Genomic DNA, 17,551 nt, shown 5'->3' with positions numbered 1-17,551 from the left:
CCCCGCAGCACATCGGCGGATACCGAACGAAGGAGCTTCGTCATGTCTACTGATGCTCAGGTTCCCTTCCTCACGCAGGAAGCGTATGACCGGCTCGTCGCCGAGCTGGAGCACCTCTCCACGACCGGGCGGGAGGAGATCGCCAAGCGCATCGAGGCCGCCCGCGAGGAGGGCGATCTCAAGGAGAACGGCGGATATCACGCCGCCAAGGACGAGCAGGGCAAGCAGGAGGCCCGCATCCGCACGCTCGAGGAGCTCCTGAAGACCGCGAAGGTCGGCGAGGCCCCGCCCAGCCGCGGCATCGTCGAGCCCGGCACGGTCGTGACGGCCGTCGTCGCGGGCGGCGAGGAGGTGTTCCTGCTGGGCAGCCGCGAGATCGCGGTCGGCAGCGACCTCGACGTCTACAGCGAGGCGAGTCCGCTCGGGCAGGCCATCCTTGGCCTGAAGGTCGGTGACAAGGCCTCGTACGAGGCACCCAACGGCCGTCAGATCTCCGTCGAGATCGTGAAGGTCGAGACCTTCACGGGTTGACCGCAGCACCTCGCCGGGCGCGACACCCCGGCTGACGCACGAGACCCCCTCCTGTCCACGTGGACCGGAGGGGGTCTCGGCGATAAGAGGGCCTCGGCGACGGGGCGCTGCCGCCGAGAGCGCGGGGATCAGTCCGGGACGACGACCGGCTGGAACCCGGCACGGCGAAGCGTGTCGAGCGTGAGCTCGGAGTGCTCGGCGCCCCGGGTCTCGACGCTCAGCTCCAGGATCACGTCGCTGATCTGGAGCCCGTGTCCGTGCCGCGTGTGCATGGCCTCGATGACGTTCGCACCGGCCTCGGCGATGAGCTCCGACACCCGCGCGAGCTGGCCGGGGCGGTCGGGCAGAGGGATGCGGATGGTGAGGTACCGCCCGGATGCCGCGAGGCCGTGCGAGACGACGCGCTGCAGCAGCAGCGGATCGATGTTCCCTCCCGAGATCACCGCCATCGTCGTCCCGGTGGGGGCGACCTTGCCGGCGAGGATCGCGGCGACTCCGGCGGCGCCCGCGGGCTCCGCCACGACCTTGGCCTGCTCCAGGAGGATGAGGATGGCCCTCGCGAGGTCGTCGTCGGTGACCGTCACCACGTCGTCGACCAGATCCTTGATGATCTCGAAGGGGACCGCGCCCGGGCGCGCGACGAGGATGCCGTCGGCGATCGTCGGCTTGGTCTCGATGTCGACCGGATGGCCCGCGGCGAGCGACGGCGGCACGGCCGCGGCGTTCTCCGCCTGCACGCCGATGACGCGCACGGTGCGTCCCTGCTCGGCGGCACGCGCCTTGACGGCTGCCGCGACGCCGGCGATGAGCCCTCCACCGCCGATGCCCAGGAGCACGGTGTCGACCTCGGGAGCGTCGTCGAGCAGCTCGAGACCGAGGGTCCCCTGCCCGATCACGACGTCGCGGTGATCGAAGGGGTGGATCATCACCGCACCGGTGCGCTCGGCGAACTCCTCGGCGAGCCGGAGGGAGGTCGCCACCGTCTCGCCCTCGAGCACCACCTCGGCGCCGTAGCCGCGCGTGGCCAGCAGCTTCGGCACGGGAACGCCCAGCGGCATGAAGATCGTCGCGGGGATGCCGAGGGCCTGAGCCGCCAGTGCCACGCCTTGCGCGTGGTTGCCGGCGGATGCCGCGACCACTCCCCTGGCGCGCTCCTCGGCGCTCAACCGGGACAGGCGGTACGCCGCACCGCGGATCTTGAACGATCCGGTGCGCTGCAGGTTCTCCATCTTCAGCAGGACAGGAACGCCGAGGATGTCGGAGAGCGCACGGGACGGCAGCGTCGGCGTGTGCGAAATCACCTCAGTCAGACTCTGAGCGGCGTGCTCGAACTCGGTCAGGCTGGGGACTGCGCTCATCGAATGCTCCTTCTCCGCTGTCGCGGGACTGTACTCCAGATCAGGTCTGCGTCGGGCTGGACCCCGGTGCGCCACGAGCCGGTGCTCACGGTGACCGCCGCGACATTCACGAAGGCGGCCAGCGGAACCGCGAAGAGGGCTCCGGGGATCCCGCCGACCATCGAGCCGCCCGCCACCACCAGCACGACGGCGAGGGGGTGCACCTTCACGGCCGACCCCATGAGGATCGGCTGCAGGATGTGGCCCTCGACCTGCTGCACCGCGAGCACGACGGCCAGCATCGCCAGCGCGATCCAGGGACCGTTGTAGACGAGTGCGAGCAGCACCGCGATGGCACCGGTGACGACGGCGCCGACGATGGGCACGAACGAACCGAGGAAGACGAGGACGGCCACCGGGATCGCCAGGGGCACGCCGAGCAGAAGGGCGCCGAGGCCGATGCCGACGGCGTCGATGGCTGCGACGAAGAGCTGCGTGCGGGCGTAGTTCACGATCGTGGTCCAGCCGTTGCGCGCCGCGGCGTCCGCTGCGGGTCGCGCCGCGCGCGGGAACAGGCGCACGGTCCAACGCCAGATGCCCCTGCCGTCTGCGAGCAGGCAGATGAGGATGAACAGCGAGAGGACGGCTCCGGTGGCCACGTGCGCGGCCGTTGTGCCGACGGACAGCGCGCCGTTCCACAGCAGCTGGGCCTGCTCGTCGATGATCGACATGCCCTGGTCGATGTACCCCTGGATCTGCTTGTCGGTCAGGTGCAGGGGCCCTTCGATGAGGAACTGCCGGAACTCCTCCACGGCCTGCGTGCTGCGGTCGCGCACGTCGTCGAGCTGCGAGCGCACCTGCCAGATCACCAGCCAGAGGAGCACGGCGACGATCGCGATCGTGCCGATGATCGCGATCGCGACGGCGGCCCAGCGCGGGAACCGGTGCCGCAGCATCCATTCGAAGGCCGGCCAGAGCAGGGCTGTGATGAGGATACCGACGAGCAGGGGGATCACCAGCAGCTTCAGCTGGATGACGATCCAGATGATCCCGGCGACGGCAGCCGCGATGAGGAGGAGGCGCCACGCGTAGGCGGCGGTCACCCGAAGCCCGAAGGGCACGGCCTCGTCTGCTTCTGTCGTGATGGTGCGGTCGGTGGAGATGGGCCGCGGGCGGAAGAGATCCCTCAGCCGCGGACGCTGCTCTTCGCTCATCGCCCAAGTCTACGGCGACCGGACGGGCTCCTCCGACGCCGCACGACGCCGGTGTCGGCGCTCGGAGATACGCTGACGGCGTGACAGACTCGCTCAGCGCCGCGCAGGCCCGTCGCGTCGCTCTCGCGGCACAGGGCTTCACCCGCGCACGCCCGGCCTCCGTCGGCGCGCGCCATGTCCACCGCGCCATGGAGCGGCTGGGTGTCCTGCAGATCGACTCCGTGAACGTGTTCGCGCGCTCGCACTACATGCCGCTGTTCTCTCGTCTCGGGTCCTACCAGCCCGCCCTCCTGGACCGCCTCTTCCTCTCCCGCACCACGCACTACGTCGAGTACCTCGCGCACGAGGCGACGTTCGTGCCGGTCGGCGACTGGCCGCTGTGGAGGTTCCGCATGGAACACTTCCGTGCACGCTGGGCCGACCCCGACTCGTGGGCGAGCCGCAACAGCCGCACGATGGCCTGGGTGCGCGATGAACTGCGCGATCGAGGACCGCTGCGCCCGGCCGACATCAGAGCGGATGCCCCACGCGAACGCGGAACCTGGTGGGACTGGGACGACGTGAAGCTCGCCCTCGAGCACCTGTGGCGCACCGGCGACGTCGCCATCAGCGGACGGAAGGGCTTCGAGCGCACCTATGCCCTCGCCGAGCACGTCATCCCGCCGCACGTGCTCTCGCGCGTCGTCCCTCGCGAAGAGGCGATCCGCGAACTCGTGCGTCGCGCAGCCCGCTCGTCCGGCGTCGCCACGCAGGCCGACCTCGCCGACTACTACCGCATCCGCGATCGCTCCGCCGTGTCGCGCTCGATCGCGGACCTGGTCGACGCGGGTGAGCTCGTGCCCGTCGAGGTGGCCGGGTGGACTCGTCAGGGCCGCCCCCTCCCCGCGTGGCGTCACAGCGACGCTGTGCTGCCGCGACGGGTCGATGCGGCCGCGCTCCTGACGCCGTTCGACCCGGTGGTGTGGTTCCGCAACCGGGCGCTGCGCGCCTTCGACCTCGACTACCGCATCGAGATCTACGTGCCTGCCGAGAAGCGCCGCTACGGCTACTACTCCCTCCCCGTGCTCGTCGGAGACCGCATCGTCGCACGCGTCGACCTCAAAGCCGATCGCGGCGCATCAACGCTGCAGGTGCAGTCGGCGTGGTGGGAACCGCAGGCCCGACCGGCCGACGACGCCGACCGGATCGCCGCCGAACTGGCGCTCGCAGCACGGTGGCAGGGTCTCGACGCCGTCTCGGTCTCAGGGTGGGGAACGGCCGCTCAACCGCTCCATGCCGCGCTGTCGGCTCGTGACGACGTGACGGTGCGGCGACACGTGCATGCGAGGGAACAGGCAGCGTGAGACGGGCGCGACCGTGGCTGATCGCGGCGGGCGTCGCTCTCGCCGCGATCGCCGTCGCGGTGCTCCTCGCCCCGCGGCCATGGGCGGGGCACGACCGTGCGGGCACGCCGGCGCCCTCCGCCACGATGTCGCCCCGTCCGACGCCGCAGACCGAGGCGCAGGTCGCTGAGCACGCGCAGGCGGCGCTCGACGAGGACCTCGCCGAGTGCGCGAGGAGCACGGCCGCGACGCCGCCCGAAAGATGCGGCATCCGCATTCCGTGGGGCACCGAGTTCTCTGCGGTCGACAGCATCCGGTTCCGCATCGAGAAGCTCCCTGTGCTCAGCCTCGAGGCGGAGGGATCGCGGTTCATCGCCTCGGGAGGCATCCTCGTCGCCACCGTGACCGGAACGGGTCTCGACGGGTCACCGCGCACCGAGAACTACCGCACCGACGACTGGACGGTACGCGGCGATGTCCGCCGTGTCGACTCCGGCTCCGCAGTGGACGTGGCGATCTGGTGAGTCGCGTCAGCGCGACATCAGGTCAGCGCAACATCAGGTCAGCGCGACATCAGGTCAGCGCGACATCAGGTCAGCGCGACGTCAGCTGGGACGCGAGGCCGCGCCGCTCCGACGCGGTGATGCGCCGTCGAGGCATGTTCAGAACTGCACGCGCGGCGGCTCGGAGATGGCCCCGCTGTCGGCGACCTCGAAGAACTCCCTCTCGGTGAACCCGAGCCCCTTGGCGAACATGTTGTTCGGGAACACCTTGATCTTGGTGTTCATCTCGCGCACGCCGCCGTTGTAGAACCGACGCGCGGCCTGGATCTTGTCTTCCGTGTCGACCAGCGAGTGCTGCACCTGCAGGAAGTTCTGGCTCGCCTGGAGCTGGGGGTACGCCTCGGCGACCGCGAACAGGCTCCGCAGCGCCTGCTGCAGGTGCCCCTCGGCGATCCCGGCCGCTCCGGGCGTCGTGGCCGTGAGCGTCTCGGCCCTGGCGCGCGTCACGTTCTCGAACACGGCCTTTTCGTGCGACGCATAGCCCTTGACGGTCTCGATGAGGTTCGGGATGAGATCGGCTCGCCGCTTGAGCTGCACTGTGATGCCGCTCCAGGCCTCGTCGACCCGTACGTTCAGCTGCACCAGCGAGTTGTACGTCGCCCAGAGATAGATCCCGATGAGCAGAACCAGGCCGACGATGATCAGCACCGGTACGAGCCATTCCATCAGAGGCCCACCCTTCCTCGTGTTTCTCCCATCCTATCGACGCACCCTGCGCGTGAACTGGGTGCAGCGCCCCGTCGGATCACGCTCCGAGCACGCGTTCGAGGTAGCGGTTGCCGAACCGTCGCTGAGGGTCGAGACGGTCCCGAACCGCCAGGAAATCGTCGAAACGCGGGTAGCGCTCGCGCAGGTCTTCCGCCGTCAGCGTGTGCAGCTTGCCCCAGTGCGGACGACCGCCGTGCTCGAGCATGATCTGCTCGACCGCCTCGAAGTACGCGGTCGGGTCGGCACGCCAGTACCGGTGCACGGCGATGTAGCCGGTAGCTCGGCCGAACGCCGTCGAGAGCCAGCGGTCGTCCTCACGAGCGAAGCGCACCTCGATGGGGAACTCGATGCGCCAGCCCCGCCGCGCGATGAGCGCCTGCACGGCGCGGAAGGCGGGCACCACGTTCTCCGCCGGCACCGCGTACTCCATCTCGCGGAAGCGCACGGTGCGGCTCTGGGTCAACACACGATGCGACAGGTCGGTGTACTCCCGGTCGCCGGTGAGCTTCACCGCGAGCCTGCTGAACGGCGGCGTGATCGCCGGCACCGCACGGCCCGCCGCGCAGACGACTCGGTAGACCCCGTTGGAGAGGAACGTCTCGTCGATCCACTTGCCCACGACCGGCAGCGGTTCGCGCCGCGTGGACTCCGGGAGGCGGGTCTGGCGCTTCGTCAGCGCGACATCGGTATGGGGGAACCAGTAGAACTCGAAGTGATCAGATGCCGCGACCCGCTCGGCGAGCGTCGCGAGCACGTCTTCCAGCGGAGCGGGCTCGTCGATGGCGTGCATGACGAAGGCGGGCACGCACTGCAGCGTCACCTCGACGATGATCCCGAGCGCGCCGAGGCCCACGACGACCGCGGGCAGGAGCTCGGGTTCGTGCTCCTCGTCGATCCGGAGGAACTCGCCCTCCGCCGTGATCAGCGTGACGCCGACGACCTGGGTCGCGAGCCCTCCGAAGCCCGCACCGGTGCCGTGCGTCCCCGTGGAGATCGCTCCCGAGATGGATTGCCGATCGATGTCGCCGAGGTTCTGCATCGCCAGGCCGTACGGCGCCAGAAGCGCGGGGATGCGGTGCAGGCGCGTGCCCGCGAGGAGCGTCACGCGGCCGCTCGACTCGTCCGCCGAGACGAGTCCCTGCAGATCGTCCAGTTCGAGAAGCACACCCGGCGCGACGGCGATGCCTGTGAAGCTGTGCCCTGCACCCACGGCCTTCACGGTCAGCCCCTGCGCCACCGCGGCCCGCACCGCGCGCTGCACACCCTCGGGCGAGCGCGGCCGCTCGACGCGCATCGGGGTGACTGATGCCGAACGACCCCAGTTCTGCCAGCTGCCGCCGATTCTCGTCACAGGAACGCCTTCCCCTCGCCGCGATACGTCGGCAGCTCGTCGATCACCTCGTCGCCGGAGACCAGGTGGTAGGCGTCGATGCGCTCCGCAGGCTCACCGCTCTTGGCGTGTCTGAACCAGACGCGATCGCCCACGCCGAGCCGGGCCGCCGCCGGGCCCTGAAGCGGCGTCTGCACCTCTCCTGCTGCTTCGCGCGGAAGGGTTCGCAGGCCCTCCGGCCACACCGGGCGCGGCTGTCTCGATGCCACGGCTGGGCCCGAGGCGATCCATCCGCCGCCGAGCACCGTGGCGATGTCGACCGCTGGGCGCCGCACGACGTCGAAGGCGAAGGCCGCCGCCGGCGCGGGCCGGAACGAGCGGTAGCCGTCGAAGAGGTGACCGCCGAGGAGCCCGCTCCCGGCGCTGGCCTCGGTGAGCGATTCGTCACTGGCCGTGAACTCGAGCGAGCCGGTTCCTCCGCCGTTGAGGAACTCGAGCGGTGCGACCTCGCGCACCGCCGCGACGATGGCTGCGCGCCGCTCGCGCAGTTCCGCCCTGGAGCGGGACTGCACCATGCGGATGAGCGGAGCGTCGGGACCTGCGTCGTCTCCCTGGCCTGCGATCTGCGCGTCGTACATCTGCAGACCGACGAGCCGGAAACCGGGCCGAGCTGCGACGCGGCGCGCGAAGGCGGCCACCTCGTCCGGAGTGAACAGCGAAGACCGGCGCACGCCGATGTGACCGAGCAGCGCGGAGCGCCAGGAGGCGTCGACGTCGATCGCGACGCGGATCTCGGGCCGCGACCCCGGCGCCGCGACGCTGTCGATGAGGTCGAGGTGCACGGGGTCGTCGACCATGAGCGTGATGCGCCTGGTCGCGCGCTCGTCGGCGAAGAGGCGCTCGAGCGCCTCGCGGTCGACCGTCGGATATCCGAGCACGATGTCGTCGTGCGTGTCTGCGAGCCAGAGCGCCTCTGCCAGCGTGAAGGCGAGGATGCCGCGGAAACCGGGAAGGCGCAGCACCGCGTCGAGCACCGAGCGCACACGGACCGACTTCGAAGCGACGCGGATGGGCAGGCCGCCCGCGCGCACGATCAGGTCGAGCGCGTTGTACCGAAGCGCCTCGCGGTCGATGACCGCGACGGGCGCGGGGAGGTGGCCGGTGGCCGCCGACAGCCTCGACCAGTAGCGCGCGGGGTCATGCCACTCGGGGGTGACCGCGGCGGGGCTCAGTTCGTCGGTGAGGTCGAGCACTCCCCCACCCTACGGCCTCCCGCACCGGGATTCACGGATCTCGGAACCCGGTCGCATTCAGGCCTGGCCGCTAGGCTGGCCACGACGCCCCCGTAGCCCAATGGCAGAGGCAGGCGACTTAAAATCGCCTCAGTGTCGGTTCGAGTCCGACCGGGGGTACATTCGCTTCGCCCCGCGGCACCCTCCCCGGAGACGAGGAACGCTCCGATCCCCGCGGGGGGACCGGAGCGTTCGCGGAGAAGCCAGAGCTATCGGGAAGAGACCGTCTCGTTCTCCGCCGACTTCTTCTCGTCCTTCGCCGACTTCTTCTCGTCCTTCGCTGCGGCGCCCTTCGCGGCAGGAGCCGGCGCGGCATCCGCCGCCGGACGCGGACGCGCGGCGAACTCCTCGAAGACGTAGCGCGGGTTCTGCACGGTCTGCAGGTTCACGAGGTCGCGACCCAGCCAGAGGTTGTTCCACCAGCCCCACAGCACGCGCCACTTGCGCTCCCACGTCGGCATCGCGAGGCCGTGGTAGCCACGGTGCGCCACCCACGCGAAGAAGCCCTTGATGGCGATCTTGCCCGACTGGAACACACCGTCGTAGAGGCCGAGACCCGCGACAGCGCCGAGGTTCTTGTGGAAGTAGTCCTTGGGCTCCTCACCGCGCAGGACCGCGACCAGGTTCTTGGCGAGCAGCTTCGCCTGGCGAACAGCGTGCTGGGCGTTCGGGACGCAGACCCCGCCGACGCCGCCGCCGGACAGGTCGGGCACGGCCGACACGTCGCCGGCGGCCCATGCGCCCTCGACGATGTCGTCTGAGGTGCCGACGCGCAGGTCGGCTCGCGTCTGGATGCGGCCGCGCTCCTCGACGGGCAGGTCGCCGCCGCGCACCACGGTCGGGTTGGCCATGACGCCCGCCGTCCACACGATGAGGTCGGTCGGGATGACCTCACCCGTGGAGAGCTCGACGTTGCCGTCGACGGCTCCGGTGACCTGCGTGTCGAGGTGGACGTTCGCACCGCGCTTGGCGAGGTCCTTCAGCACCCACTCGCTGGTCTTCAGCGAGACCTCAGGCATGATGCGGCCCATGGCCTCGACGAGGTGGAAGTGCGTGTCCTCGAAGCTGATCTGGGGGTACTTGCCGACGAGGGCCGACGCGAGCGAGCGCAGCTCGGCGAAGACCTCGATGCCGGCGAAGCCGCCGCCCACGACGACGACGGTGAGCAGACGGTCGCGCTCCGGCCCTGCGGGGACCGACGCGGCCTTGTCGAAGTTCGACATCAGGCGGTCACGGATCGCGACGGCCTCTTCGATCGTCTTGAGGCCGATCGCGTTGTCCGCGATGCCGGGGATCGGGAACGTGCGCGACACGGCGCCCGCCGTCACGACGATCTGGTCGTACGCGAACTCGTACGGCTCGCCGATCGGGGGCGTGATCGTCGCGACCTTCTCGGCGTGGTTGATGTTGGTGACCTTCGCCGTGATCACGTTCGTGCGCTTCAGGTGGCGACGGTGCGCGACCACCGAGTGACGTGCCTCGATCGAGCCGGCGGCGACCTCCGGGAGGAACGGCTGGTACGTCATGTACGGCAGCGGGTCCACCATGGTCACGTCGGCTTCGCCCTTGCGAAGGTGCTTCTCGAGCTTCCACGCCGTGTAGAAGCCTGCGTAACCTCCGCCGACGATCAGGATCTTGGGCACAGTGCTGTTCTGAGGCACAGGGGGACAACTCCTCGGAGTCAGGAATGTGGCGTGCGTGAGCCCGCCGAACGGATGCGCCGGGCAGCTGCGGTGACGCCAAGCCCTATAAGGATAACAGGGACCGTGAGCGCGATGAGCGGCAGGGTACCGTACCGCAGTGATTCGGCGCTGGGAAGGAGCGGTGAACCGGGCTCGGTCGGCGCATCGGCCGCAGGCAGCGGCGGGACCGTCACCGGTTCCACGGTGGGTTCGGGGAGCGGCTCGGTCTCGGCCCTGCGGTACACGCGAACCCACTCGGCGAGGTCGCCCATCGGGTTCTTGTCGACGAGCGGCACGTCGGCTGTGACCGCCGCGGCCGCATCCACGAGCCCGTAGCCGTACAGTGGGTCCGGCGCCTTCCCCATGCTGTCGACCCGCACTGCGGTGCGGATGATGCGGTTGATGACGTTGGCGGCGTTCAGGTCGGGATGCGCCGACCGCACCAGCGCCGCGATCCCCGCGACGATGGGAGCCGCGCCGCTCGTGCCGCTCCACGACGCCAGAGTTCCGTCGGCCGACACGCCGATGAGTCCCTCGCTGGGCGCGGCGATGCCGATCGTGATGCCCTGCGTCGACGCCTCGAGGCTCGCCTGACCGGACTGATCGACGCCGCCGACGGTCAGGACCCCGGGGATGGTGGCGGGCGCGCCGATGATGTTCGTGCCGCTCCCCCGGTTGCCCGCGGCGACCACGACGACGACATCGTGGTCGAAGGCGTAGAGGAAGGCGTCGTCCCAGCTGCGATCCCAGTCGAGGGTGTTCGTCGTGAACGAGAGGTTGATGATGTCGGCACCGTTGTCGACGGCCCAGCGCATCGCCTTGGCGACCTGCTCGGTGAACGGCACGGCCGCTGCGGCGCCGAACCCGACCGAGATCGAGAGCAGGTTCGCTTCGGGGGCGACGCCGATCATCCCCGTGCCGTCCGGGGCGCCTCGTGCGGCCGCGAGCGACGCGACCCAGGAGCCGTGGTTGCCGTCGATCGCGCCGAGCGGGGTCCTCCCGTCGGAGGTTCCGGTCCCCGACACGTCCGTGCCTCCGACGACCGCCCCGTCGAACGAACCGGGCACCTTGCCGATGCCGGTGTCGATCACCGCGATCGTGACGCCCTCACCGCGCGTCGTCTGCCACGCCTCTCGGATGCGCGCACCGTCAAGCCAGTACTCCGAGGCCCTGACCGGATCGGCCGGGTCGTCGGGAACCGGAGCGGGGGTCGCCGCCGCGCCGGCGAGCAGCACGGATGCCGCGACCACCGTCGCGGCGACCGCGGTCCGCAGCAGCCGCCGGACGATCATGCCGTCGACGCCTCCCCGTCGCGCAGAGCTGCGCCCGGATCGTCGCATCGGCACGTCGCCGGAGACCACGTCGAACGTGCGAGCGCCTCGTCGCCGATCGGGTTGACACCGGGGCCGGCGGCGAGCGCGTGCCCCGCAAGGGCGTGGAGGCACTTGACCCGCGTGGGCATGCCGCCCGCCGAGATGCCGTCGATCTCGGGCACCTCCCCGAACCGCGCCCTGTCGGCGAGATACGCCTCATGGGCGGCGCGGTACGCCGCGGCGACCTCGTCATCATCGAGGAGCTGCGCGAGTTCGGGCATCACCTGCGTCGCTTCGAGCGTCGACATCGCCGCCGTCGCAGCAGGATGCGTGAGGTAGTAGAACGTCGGGAACGGCGTGCCGTCGGGCAGGCGCGGTGTCGTGGCGACCACCGTGGGGTTTCCGCAGACGCATCTCGCCGCGATGCCGACGACTCCGCGTGCCGGGCGTCCGAGCTGTGCGCTCACCACGGCGAGTTCAGCGGTCGTCGGGGCGGGGAAGGGCGGCGTGGTCACCCCTCCAGCGTAGGCGAGCCCGCCGGGAGGATGCTCGGAGCCGCGGCCGCGCGGCGCGTCACTGCGCGGGGACGGCGTTCTGGCTGAGGCCGGCCGAGGTGAGGGTGCGCAGGAGCTGCGGCATCCAATCGGACGGAGTCTCCTCGAGAGTGTCGCTGACCGGTTCCTGCTCACGGGGCAGAGCCGCGGGATCGAGGTCGTTGTCGATGAGGTACACCACCTCACCGGGCTTCACGTAGTACAGCCGCTCCCGCGCCTGGGTCGTGATATAGGCCGGGTCCTGCCAGCGCTCGCGCTGCCTCTCGAGAGCGGCGATCTCGTCGTGCGACACCTGGATCGACGCCTCGAGGGCGGCGATCTTCTGCCGCTGGTCGATGTACGTGCCGAGCGTCGGCACGAGCACCCACGCGCCGAGCACGACGAGCGAGAGCATGATCACCGAGAAGGCCGAGAGACGGATGCCGGACGCCCACTCGCGCACGTCGACGCCTCCCGCGCCGCCGACGCGTCGACCCTGGCGTTCCGCTCGGCTCTGGCGCTCCGCTCGCCCGGGGCGCTGCGCGTCCCGACGCGCCGCACCTCCGCGCGGCTCCGCAGCGGCCTTGCGCCCGCTGCCGGTCTGCGAGCGGGCGCCCACAGACGAGGAGGGGGGAGCCGGACGTCTCGCCATGGCTCCCCCTCTCGTTCTCGGTCTGTTTCTGCGCGCGTCAGCCGATCAGGCGGTGTACCGCGGGAAGGCCGAGCGACCGGCGAAGACAGCGGCATCGCCGAGCTCCTCCTCGATGCGCAGAAGCTGATTGTACTTCGCGACGCGCTCGCTGCGAGCAGGCGCACCCGCCTTGATCTGGCCGGCGTTCGTGGCGACGACCAGGTCGGCGATCGTGGTGTCCTCGGTCTCGCCCGAGCGGTGCGAGAGCATGGCCGTGTAGCCGGAGCGCTGCGCGAGGCTGACGGCGTCGAACGTCTCGGTGAGCGTGCCGATCTGGTTCACCTTGACCAGGAGCGAGTTCGCGACCCCTCGCTTGATGCCGTCCGCGAGGCGCTGCGGGTTGGTGACGAAGAGGTCGTCGCCGACGAGCTGCACCTTCGAGCCGAGCGCGTCGGTCAGCGTCTTCCAGTTGTCCCAGTCGTCCTCGGCGAGCGCGTCCTCGATCGTGACGATCGGAAAGTCCTTCACCAGGCCCTCGTAGTAGCCGATGAGCTCGTCCGCCGACCAGTCCTTGTTGTCGAGGCGGTACACGCCGTCGGAGAAGAACTCGGTCGCAGCGACGTCGAGTCCGAGGGCGATCTGAGTGCCGGGCGTGAAGCCCGCCTTCTCGATCGCCTTGACGAGGAAGTCGAGACCCTCGCGGTTGCTGGGCAGATCGGGGGCGAAGCCGCCCTCGTCGCCGAGGCCGGTGGCGTAGCCGGCGGCCTTCAGCTCGCTGCGGAGCACGTGGTAGGTCTCGACGCCCCAGCGCAGGGCCTCGGAGTAGGTGTCGGCGCCGATGGGCGCGAGGAAGAACTCCTGCATGTCGATGCCGTTGTCGGCGTGCTCGCCGCCGTTGATGACGTTGAACAGCGGCACGGGGAGCACGTGCGCGTTGGGGCCGCCCAGGTAGCGGAACAGCGGAAGGTCGGCCGAGTCCGCCGCAGCCTTCGCCACGGCGAGGCTGACGCCGAGGATGGCGTTGGCGCCCGTGCGCTGCTTGTTGTCGGTGCCGTCGGTGGAGATGAGGATCTCGTCGACGATGCGCTGCTCGCTCGCCTCGACGCCCTCGATCGCCGGGCCGAGCTCGTCGATCACGGCCTCGACGGCCTTGAGCACGCCCTTGCCGCCGTAGCGGCCCTTGTCGCCGTCGCGGAGCTCGTACGCCTCGAACGCACCGGTGGATGCACCGGAGGGGACGGCCGCCCGCTGGACGACACCGTCATCGAGCAGCACCTCCACCTCGACGGTCGGGTTCCCGCGCGAGTCGAGAATCTCGCGTGCGCCTACAGCCTCGATCAGTGCCACTGATGTGCTCCTTGCTCAGAAAAGGGTTGTGGTGGAGCGACGTCGATCCGCGCCCAGTCTAGCCCGCCGCCGCGTCGGCTCCGAGGTCACACCACGAGCGCCAGCGCCACGCCGTCCCACCCCTTCGCGCCGACGGTCTGCAGCGCCGTGGCGTCGAAGCGGGGGTCGTCCGCCAGCATCCGGAGCCCCGCCCTGGTGCCGATCACCTTCGGGTCGTCGGAGTCCTCCCGGACGATCTCGCCCTCGCGGCCGACGTTGTCGAGCACGACGACCGTCCCGGGGTGCCCGAGCCGGGCCGCCCAGTCGAGGTAGACGGTGTTGGACTCCTTGTCGGCGTCGATGAACACGAGGTCGAACCCGCCGACGAGAGTCGGGAGCACGTCGGCCCCTCGCCCCACGCGGATCTCCACCCGGGCCCCCACCCCCGCGGCATCGATGCTCGCGCGGGCGATGGCGGCGTTGGCAGGCTCCGCCTCGATGGTCACGACGCGCCCCTGGTCGCCCACCGCTCGCGCGAGCCAGATCGTCGAGTAGCCGCCGAGCGTGCCGATCTCGAGCACACGCCGCGCACCACTCATCCGCACGAGCAGGTTCAGCAGCTTCCCGGCGACGGGCGCCACCTCGATCTCGGGGAGCCCCGCGGCCCGCTGCGCTGCGAGTGCGCTGTCGAGAGCGGGGTCATCCCCGACGAAGAGGTCGGCGAGGTGGGCGTCGGCAGCGGCCCATGCCGCAGGTGTCGGTTCCATGTGCTCAGCCAACCCCGGCCCCGCACAGCAGGTCAAGCGTGCTCGGGGCCGTCGACCGTCGCCGCGGGTGTGCGGGGCGCCGCGAGCTCGGGTTGCGGGCGGAACTGCCCTGTCACGGCCAGCATCGCGATCACCACGGCGAGGACGATCCACGCCGCGACGCCGAGGGGTCCGGCCAGCGCGAGATCGGGCGCGGAGGCGGCGGCGAGCAGCACGAGGCCGCCCGACGCGTTCAGTGCGCCGTGGGCGATCACCGCCGGCCACACTGATGCCGATCGCAGGCGCAGCCACCCGAGGAGGACGCCCCAGGCGACACAGCCGCCCACCATGAACAGGACACCGGTGATGTCGGTGCGCCCGAAGTTGTAGCCGAGAAGGATCACCGGGCTGTGCCAGACGCCCCAGATGACGCCGCTGGCGATGAGGGCCAGCCACGTGCCCAGCGGACGCAGAGCGGGTACGAGCCATCCACGCCAGCCGAGCTCCTCGCCGAAGGCGAAGAGGCTGTTGACGAGAGCGGCGATCGGGAGCGCCGCGAGCTGCGCCGCCACCACGACCCCCACGGGAGGCAGCGGCGTGCCTTCCGGAACAGCCCGGGCGAGCTGGTCGGCGAGTGCGGAGAAGGTGAGGTCGAGCCGCACGAATCCCAGGGCGGCGGCGACGAGCACGCCGGCCGCAACGAGGACCGGAGGGGCGAGCCAGCCGAGCACGATCGAGCCGACGACGCGCTTCGCCGGCCGCAACGGCCACAGCCCGAGGCCGCGCGCGCGTGCTCCGCGCGGCGGCACGCGGAACGCGACGGTGACGACGAGTGCCGCGAGGGCGGGCGTGAACATCATGAGCGGCAGCAGGATGGCTGCGATCGGCTCGCGGAGGCCCGACCCCAGCCACAGAGGGAGGCACACGAGCCACGCGAGGCCGCACGCGATGATCGTGAACGCGGCCACGGCGGTCCATGGCACCCGGGCGGCGGGGAGGTGATCGGCTGCGGTCATGAGGCGGTCCCTTCCTGTCGGGGATCGCGCGGACGATCCGCGCGGTAGTCGATGTACGTCTGCAGCAGCGCGGCCGCATCCTCGGCGCCGTCGATCGTGACGACGAACGGGCGACGCGAACGGCGCGTGATCTCGATCGCGGCGCCTCGGCGCAGGACGATGCCGCTGCGCCCGTCGACCGCGACGCGCCAGCCCCATCCGCCGAACTCGCCGAACGGCGACACCTCCACCGCGCGCACCGCGGTGATGTCCGCCAGCGGGATCGTGATGCGGGGCCAGCCGATCGACGAACGTGCCGCGAATCCCTCCGGCGTGACGCGCACGCGGAAGACGGTCATCGTGGCTGCCGCGACTCCGACGAAGGCAGCGCACAGGGCTGCGTACCAGCCGGTACGGGCACCCATGACGAGCAAAGACACCGCCAGAGCCGAGACGCCCGTGAACGCGGTGAGCACGACGACGAGCGCGGCGGCCGGCATCGCCGTCGTCGCGATCCAGACCGTCCGCTCCCCCGGCGAGACCGGGACGGCGCGACGCGGCGGCAGCGTGCGCCCCGGCTCGGCATCGACGCGCGGCTGCACAACCCACGACAGGATGCCGACGGCAAGCGACGCGATGACCGCGGCGGCGAGCACCCCTCCGGCACCCGGAGCCTCGGCGGGATCACGGATGCCGCGCTGCACGAGGAGCGACCCGATGCCGATGGCGGCGGCGAAGGCCGACAGGCCCGAGGCGAAGGCCCCCAGGACCCGCGCGGCGCCGCCCCACTGCGTCCCCACCGCCGCGAGCGTCGTCAGGGCCAGGAACAGGGGCAGGGCGAGCCCGATGACGAGGGTCACCCAGAGGTAGGTCGACGCGGGGCCGAACCCATCCGGCCCCTCGAGACCCCAGTGGACGGCCACGGGTGACGGGAAGGCGGGGAGCATCGCGAGGATCGCGCCGACGGCGACCGCGGTGAGGGCCAGCGGGACACCGATCGCGACGACGAGGAACGCGCGGCGCGCGCGGCGCACGTCGACCGGCGGGCGTGCGGAGTCGTGACGGGTCATGGCGATCCCTCCTCATGCCTGCGATGTGCGCGCACGATGCCCGCGAGGGTCTCGGCCGAGACCCCCAGTGCGGCCGCCCTGCGCACGAGCTCGTCGATGTCCTTCGCCAGTTCGGCGAGGGGCGCAGCGGATGCCGAGACCACCGCTCCCCGCCCGCGGCGGAGATCGAGCAGCCCCTCATCGCGCAGCTGCTGATAGGCGTGCAGCACCGTGTGCTGGTTGATGCGGAGCGCAGCCGCCACGTCGCGCGCCGGGGGGAGGCGGTCGCCGGGCGCGAGCGCACCGGTGAGCACGTCGGACCGCACGGATGCGGCGACCTGGTCGTAGAGCGGCCGCGGACTGTCGGCGTCGATCCGGATGAGCATGCCCACCTCCTCGCTACTTATTCTAAGCCAAGTAGAACAATTGTCGAAGGCATCCAGCAGATCGCATCACTCACTGGAGCGCGCGGCAGACTGTCGCCATGCGCATCACTCCCCGCCGTCTCGCGATCGGCATGAGCCTGTGGATTCCGAACCTCTTCAGCGGCATCCGCGTCCGCCGCTTCAGCGACGACTGGACGCACGCCACCGTCGAACTGCACGTCAACCTCTTCACGCGGAACTACGTCAAGACGGCGTTCGGCGGCTCCATGTCGGCGATGACCGATCCGTACTTCTTCATGCTCGTGATGCACCAGCTGGGGAGGGACTACGTGGTGTGGGACACGCGCGGGGAGATCGAGTTCGTCAAGCCGGGTCGGGGCGTGCTCACGGCGGAGTTCGAGGTGACGCGCGAGCGCGCAGAGCAGATCCGCGCCAGGGCGGAGGGCGGAGCCAAGGTGCTCGAGTGGTTCGAGACCGTCATCACCGACCGCGAGGGCGACGTCGTCGCCAGGGTGCGCCGCGAGGTCTACGTCCGAGAGAAGCGCCGCGTCACCGCGGCCCGCGCCTGAGGCCCGCCGCAGCGCCGGCGGTGC

18 protein-coding genes and 1 tRNA gene are annotated in these 17,551 nt (G+C 70.7%); 5 read left to right on the top strand and 14 right to left on the bottom strand.

The genetic code is table 11. The features are described 5' to 3' along the window. The first annotated feature begins 42 nt into the window (after window positions 1–42). On the top strand, window positions 43–531 hold the full coding sequence (gene greA / locus AB663_RS08860; RefSeq protein WP_067198058.1) for a transcription elongation factor GreA: 489 nt from the start codon (window positions 43–45) through the stop codon (window positions 529–531). A 128-nt stretch (window positions 532–659) separates the two neighbouring features. On the opposite strand, the gene ilvA is transcribed toward greA, so the two are convergent. After that, window positions 660–1,889, bottom strand: coding sequence for a threonine ammonia-lyase (gene ilvA / locus AB663_RS08855; protein ID WP_067198056.1), 1,230 nt, complete (start codon window positions 1,887–1,889; stop codon window positions 660–662). After that, on the bottom strand, window positions 1,886–3,082 hold the full coding sequence (locus AB663_RS08850) for an AI-2E family transporter (protein WP_067198054.1): 1,197 nt from the start codon (window positions 3,080–3,082) through the stop codon (window positions 1,886–1,888). The genes ilvA and AB663_RS08850 overlap by 4 nt, the downstream gene beginning before the upstream one ends. Before the next feature lie 80 nt (window positions 3,083–3,162). Between AB663_RS08850 and AB663_RS08845 the strand changes: the two genes are divergently transcribed. Beyond that, the gene (locus AB663_RS08845) at window positions 3,163–4,425 is read left to right on the top strand and encodes a winged helix-turn-helix domain-containing protein (RefSeq protein WP_067198052.1); all 1,263 of its coding nucleotides are present in this window, start codon (window positions 3,163–3,165) and stop codon (window positions 4,423–4,425) included. Then, the gene (locus AB663_RS08840) at window positions 4,422–4,928 is read left to right on the top strand and encodes a hypothetical protein (protein ID WP_067198049.1); all 507 of its coding nucleotides are present in this window, start codon (window positions 4,422–4,424) and stop codon (window positions 4,926–4,928) included. Before AB663_RS08845 ends, AB663_RS08840 begins: the two co-directional genes overlap by 4 nt. Before the next feature lie 138 nt (window positions 4,929–5,066). On the opposite strand, the gene AB663_RS08835 is transcribed toward AB663_RS08840, so the two are convergent. The 3 genes from AB663_RS08835 to AB663_RS08825 all read right to left on the bottom strand — a co-directional run bounded on the left by AB663_RS08835 (window position 5,067) and on the right by AB663_RS08825 (window position 8,258). Continuing rightward, complete coding sequence (locus AB663_RS08835) at window positions 5,067–5,633, bottom strand: LemA family protein (protein WP_067198047.1); 567 nt, start codon at window positions 5,631–5,633, stop codon at window positions 5,067–5,069. Between the two features lie 79 nt (window positions 5,634–5,712). Further along, window positions 5,713–7,026 carry a D-arabinono-1,4-lactone oxidase gene (locus AB663_RS08830; protein WP_067198045.1) on the bottom strand — a complete coding sequence of 438 codons (1,314 nt, stop codon included), beginning with the start codon at window positions 7,024–7,026 and terminating at the stop codon, window positions 5,713–5,715. Next, a complete protein-coding gene (locus tag AB663_RS08825; protein WP_067198042.1) occupies window positions 7,023–8,258 on the bottom strand; it encodes an alanine racemase in 1,236 nt (411 codons plus the stop codon). The genes AB663_RS08830 and AB663_RS08825 overlap by 4 nt, the downstream gene beginning before the upstream one ends. 86 nt (window positions 8,259–8,344) lie before the next feature. Here AB663_RS08825 and AB663_RS08820 point away from each other — a divergent pair. After that, window positions 8,345–8,417: transfer RNA gene (locus tag AB663_RS08820), tRNA-Leu, on the top strand. A gap of 89 nt (window positions 8,418–8,506) precedes the next feature. Here the strand turns inward: AB663_RS08820 and AB663_RS08815 are convergent. The 9 genes from AB663_RS08815 to AB663_RS08775 form a co-directional block, all read right to left on the bottom strand. Beyond that, window positions 8,507–9,940, bottom strand: a complete 1,434-nt coding sequence (locus tag AB663_RS08815; protein WP_067202479.1) for an NAD(P)/FAD-dependent oxidoreductase — start codon at window positions 9,938–9,940, stop codon at window positions 8,507–8,509. Between the two features lie 38 nt (window positions 9,941–9,978). After that, entirely contained in the window at window positions 9,979–11,271 is a 1,293-nt protein-coding gene (locus AB663_RS08810; RefSeq protein WP_067198040.1) for a S8 family serine peptidase, read from the bottom strand. Further along, window positions 11,268–11,807 (bottom strand): DUF501 domain-containing protein, encoded by a 540-nt coding sequence (locus AB663_RS08805; protein WP_067198038.1) that lies wholly within the window; start codon window positions 11,805–11,807, stop codon window positions 11,268–11,270. The genes AB663_RS08810 and AB663_RS08805 overlap by 4 nt, the downstream gene beginning before the upstream one ends. A 58-nt stretch (window positions 11,808–11,865) precedes the next feature. Beyond that, on the bottom strand, window positions 11,866–12,477 hold the full coding sequence (locus AB663_RS16905) for an FtsB family cell division protein (protein ID WP_083511184.1): 612 nt from the start codon (window positions 12,475–12,477) through the stop codon (window positions 11,866–11,868). A 45-nt stretch (window positions 12,478–12,522) separates the two neighbouring features. Then, complete coding sequence (gene eno / locus AB663_RS08795) at window positions 12,523–13,803, bottom strand: phosphopyruvate hydratase (protein ID WP_067198035.1); 1,281 nt, start codon at window positions 13,801–13,803, stop codon at window positions 12,523–12,525. Between the two features lie 86 nt (window positions 13,804–13,889). Then, window positions 13,890–14,549: an O-methyltransferase gene (locus AB663_RS08790; RefSeq protein WP_067198033.1), complete on the bottom strand. Its 660-nt coding sequence runs from the start codon at window positions 14,547–14,549 to the stop codon at window positions 13,890–13,892. 32 nt (window positions 14,550–14,581) lie between these two features. Next, a complete protein-coding gene (locus AB663_RS08785; RefSeq protein ID WP_067198031.1) occupies window positions 14,582–15,544 on the bottom strand; it encodes a CPBP family intramembrane glutamic endopeptidase in 963 nt (320 codons plus the stop codon). After that, window positions 15,541–16,593, bottom strand: a complete 1,053-nt coding sequence (locus AB663_RS08780; protein WP_067198028.1) for a hypothetical protein — start codon at window positions 16,591–16,593, stop codon at window positions 15,541–15,543. Before AB663_RS08780 ends, AB663_RS08785 begins: the two co-directional genes overlap by 4 nt. Continuing rightward, window positions 16,590–16,958 carry a GntR family transcriptional regulator gene (locus AB663_RS08775; RefSeq protein WP_067198026.1) on the bottom strand — a complete coding sequence of 123 codons (369 nt, stop codon included), beginning with the start codon at window positions 16,956–16,958 and terminating at the stop codon, window positions 16,590–16,592. Before AB663_RS08775 ends, AB663_RS08780 begins: the two co-directional genes overlap by 4 nt. A 98-nt stretch (window positions 16,959–17,056) precedes the next feature. On the opposite strand from AB663_RS08775, the gene AB663_RS08770 reads away from it, so the two are divergent. Further along, a complete protein-coding gene (locus tag AB663_RS08770) occupies window positions 17,057–17,527 on the top strand; it encodes a PaaI family thioesterase (RefSeq protein WP_067198024.1) in 471 nt (156 codons plus the stop codon). Window positions 17,528–17,551 lie beyond the last annotated feature (24 nt).

Source organism: Microbacterium sp. XT11, from assembly GCF_001513675.1.
Taxonomy (GTDB): Bacteria; Actinomycetota; Actinomycetes; order Actinomycetales; family Microbacteriaceae; genus Microbacterium.
The sequence above is the reverse complement of the archived record's forward strand: the minus strand, read 5'-3'. Positions and strand labels throughout refer to the sequence as shown.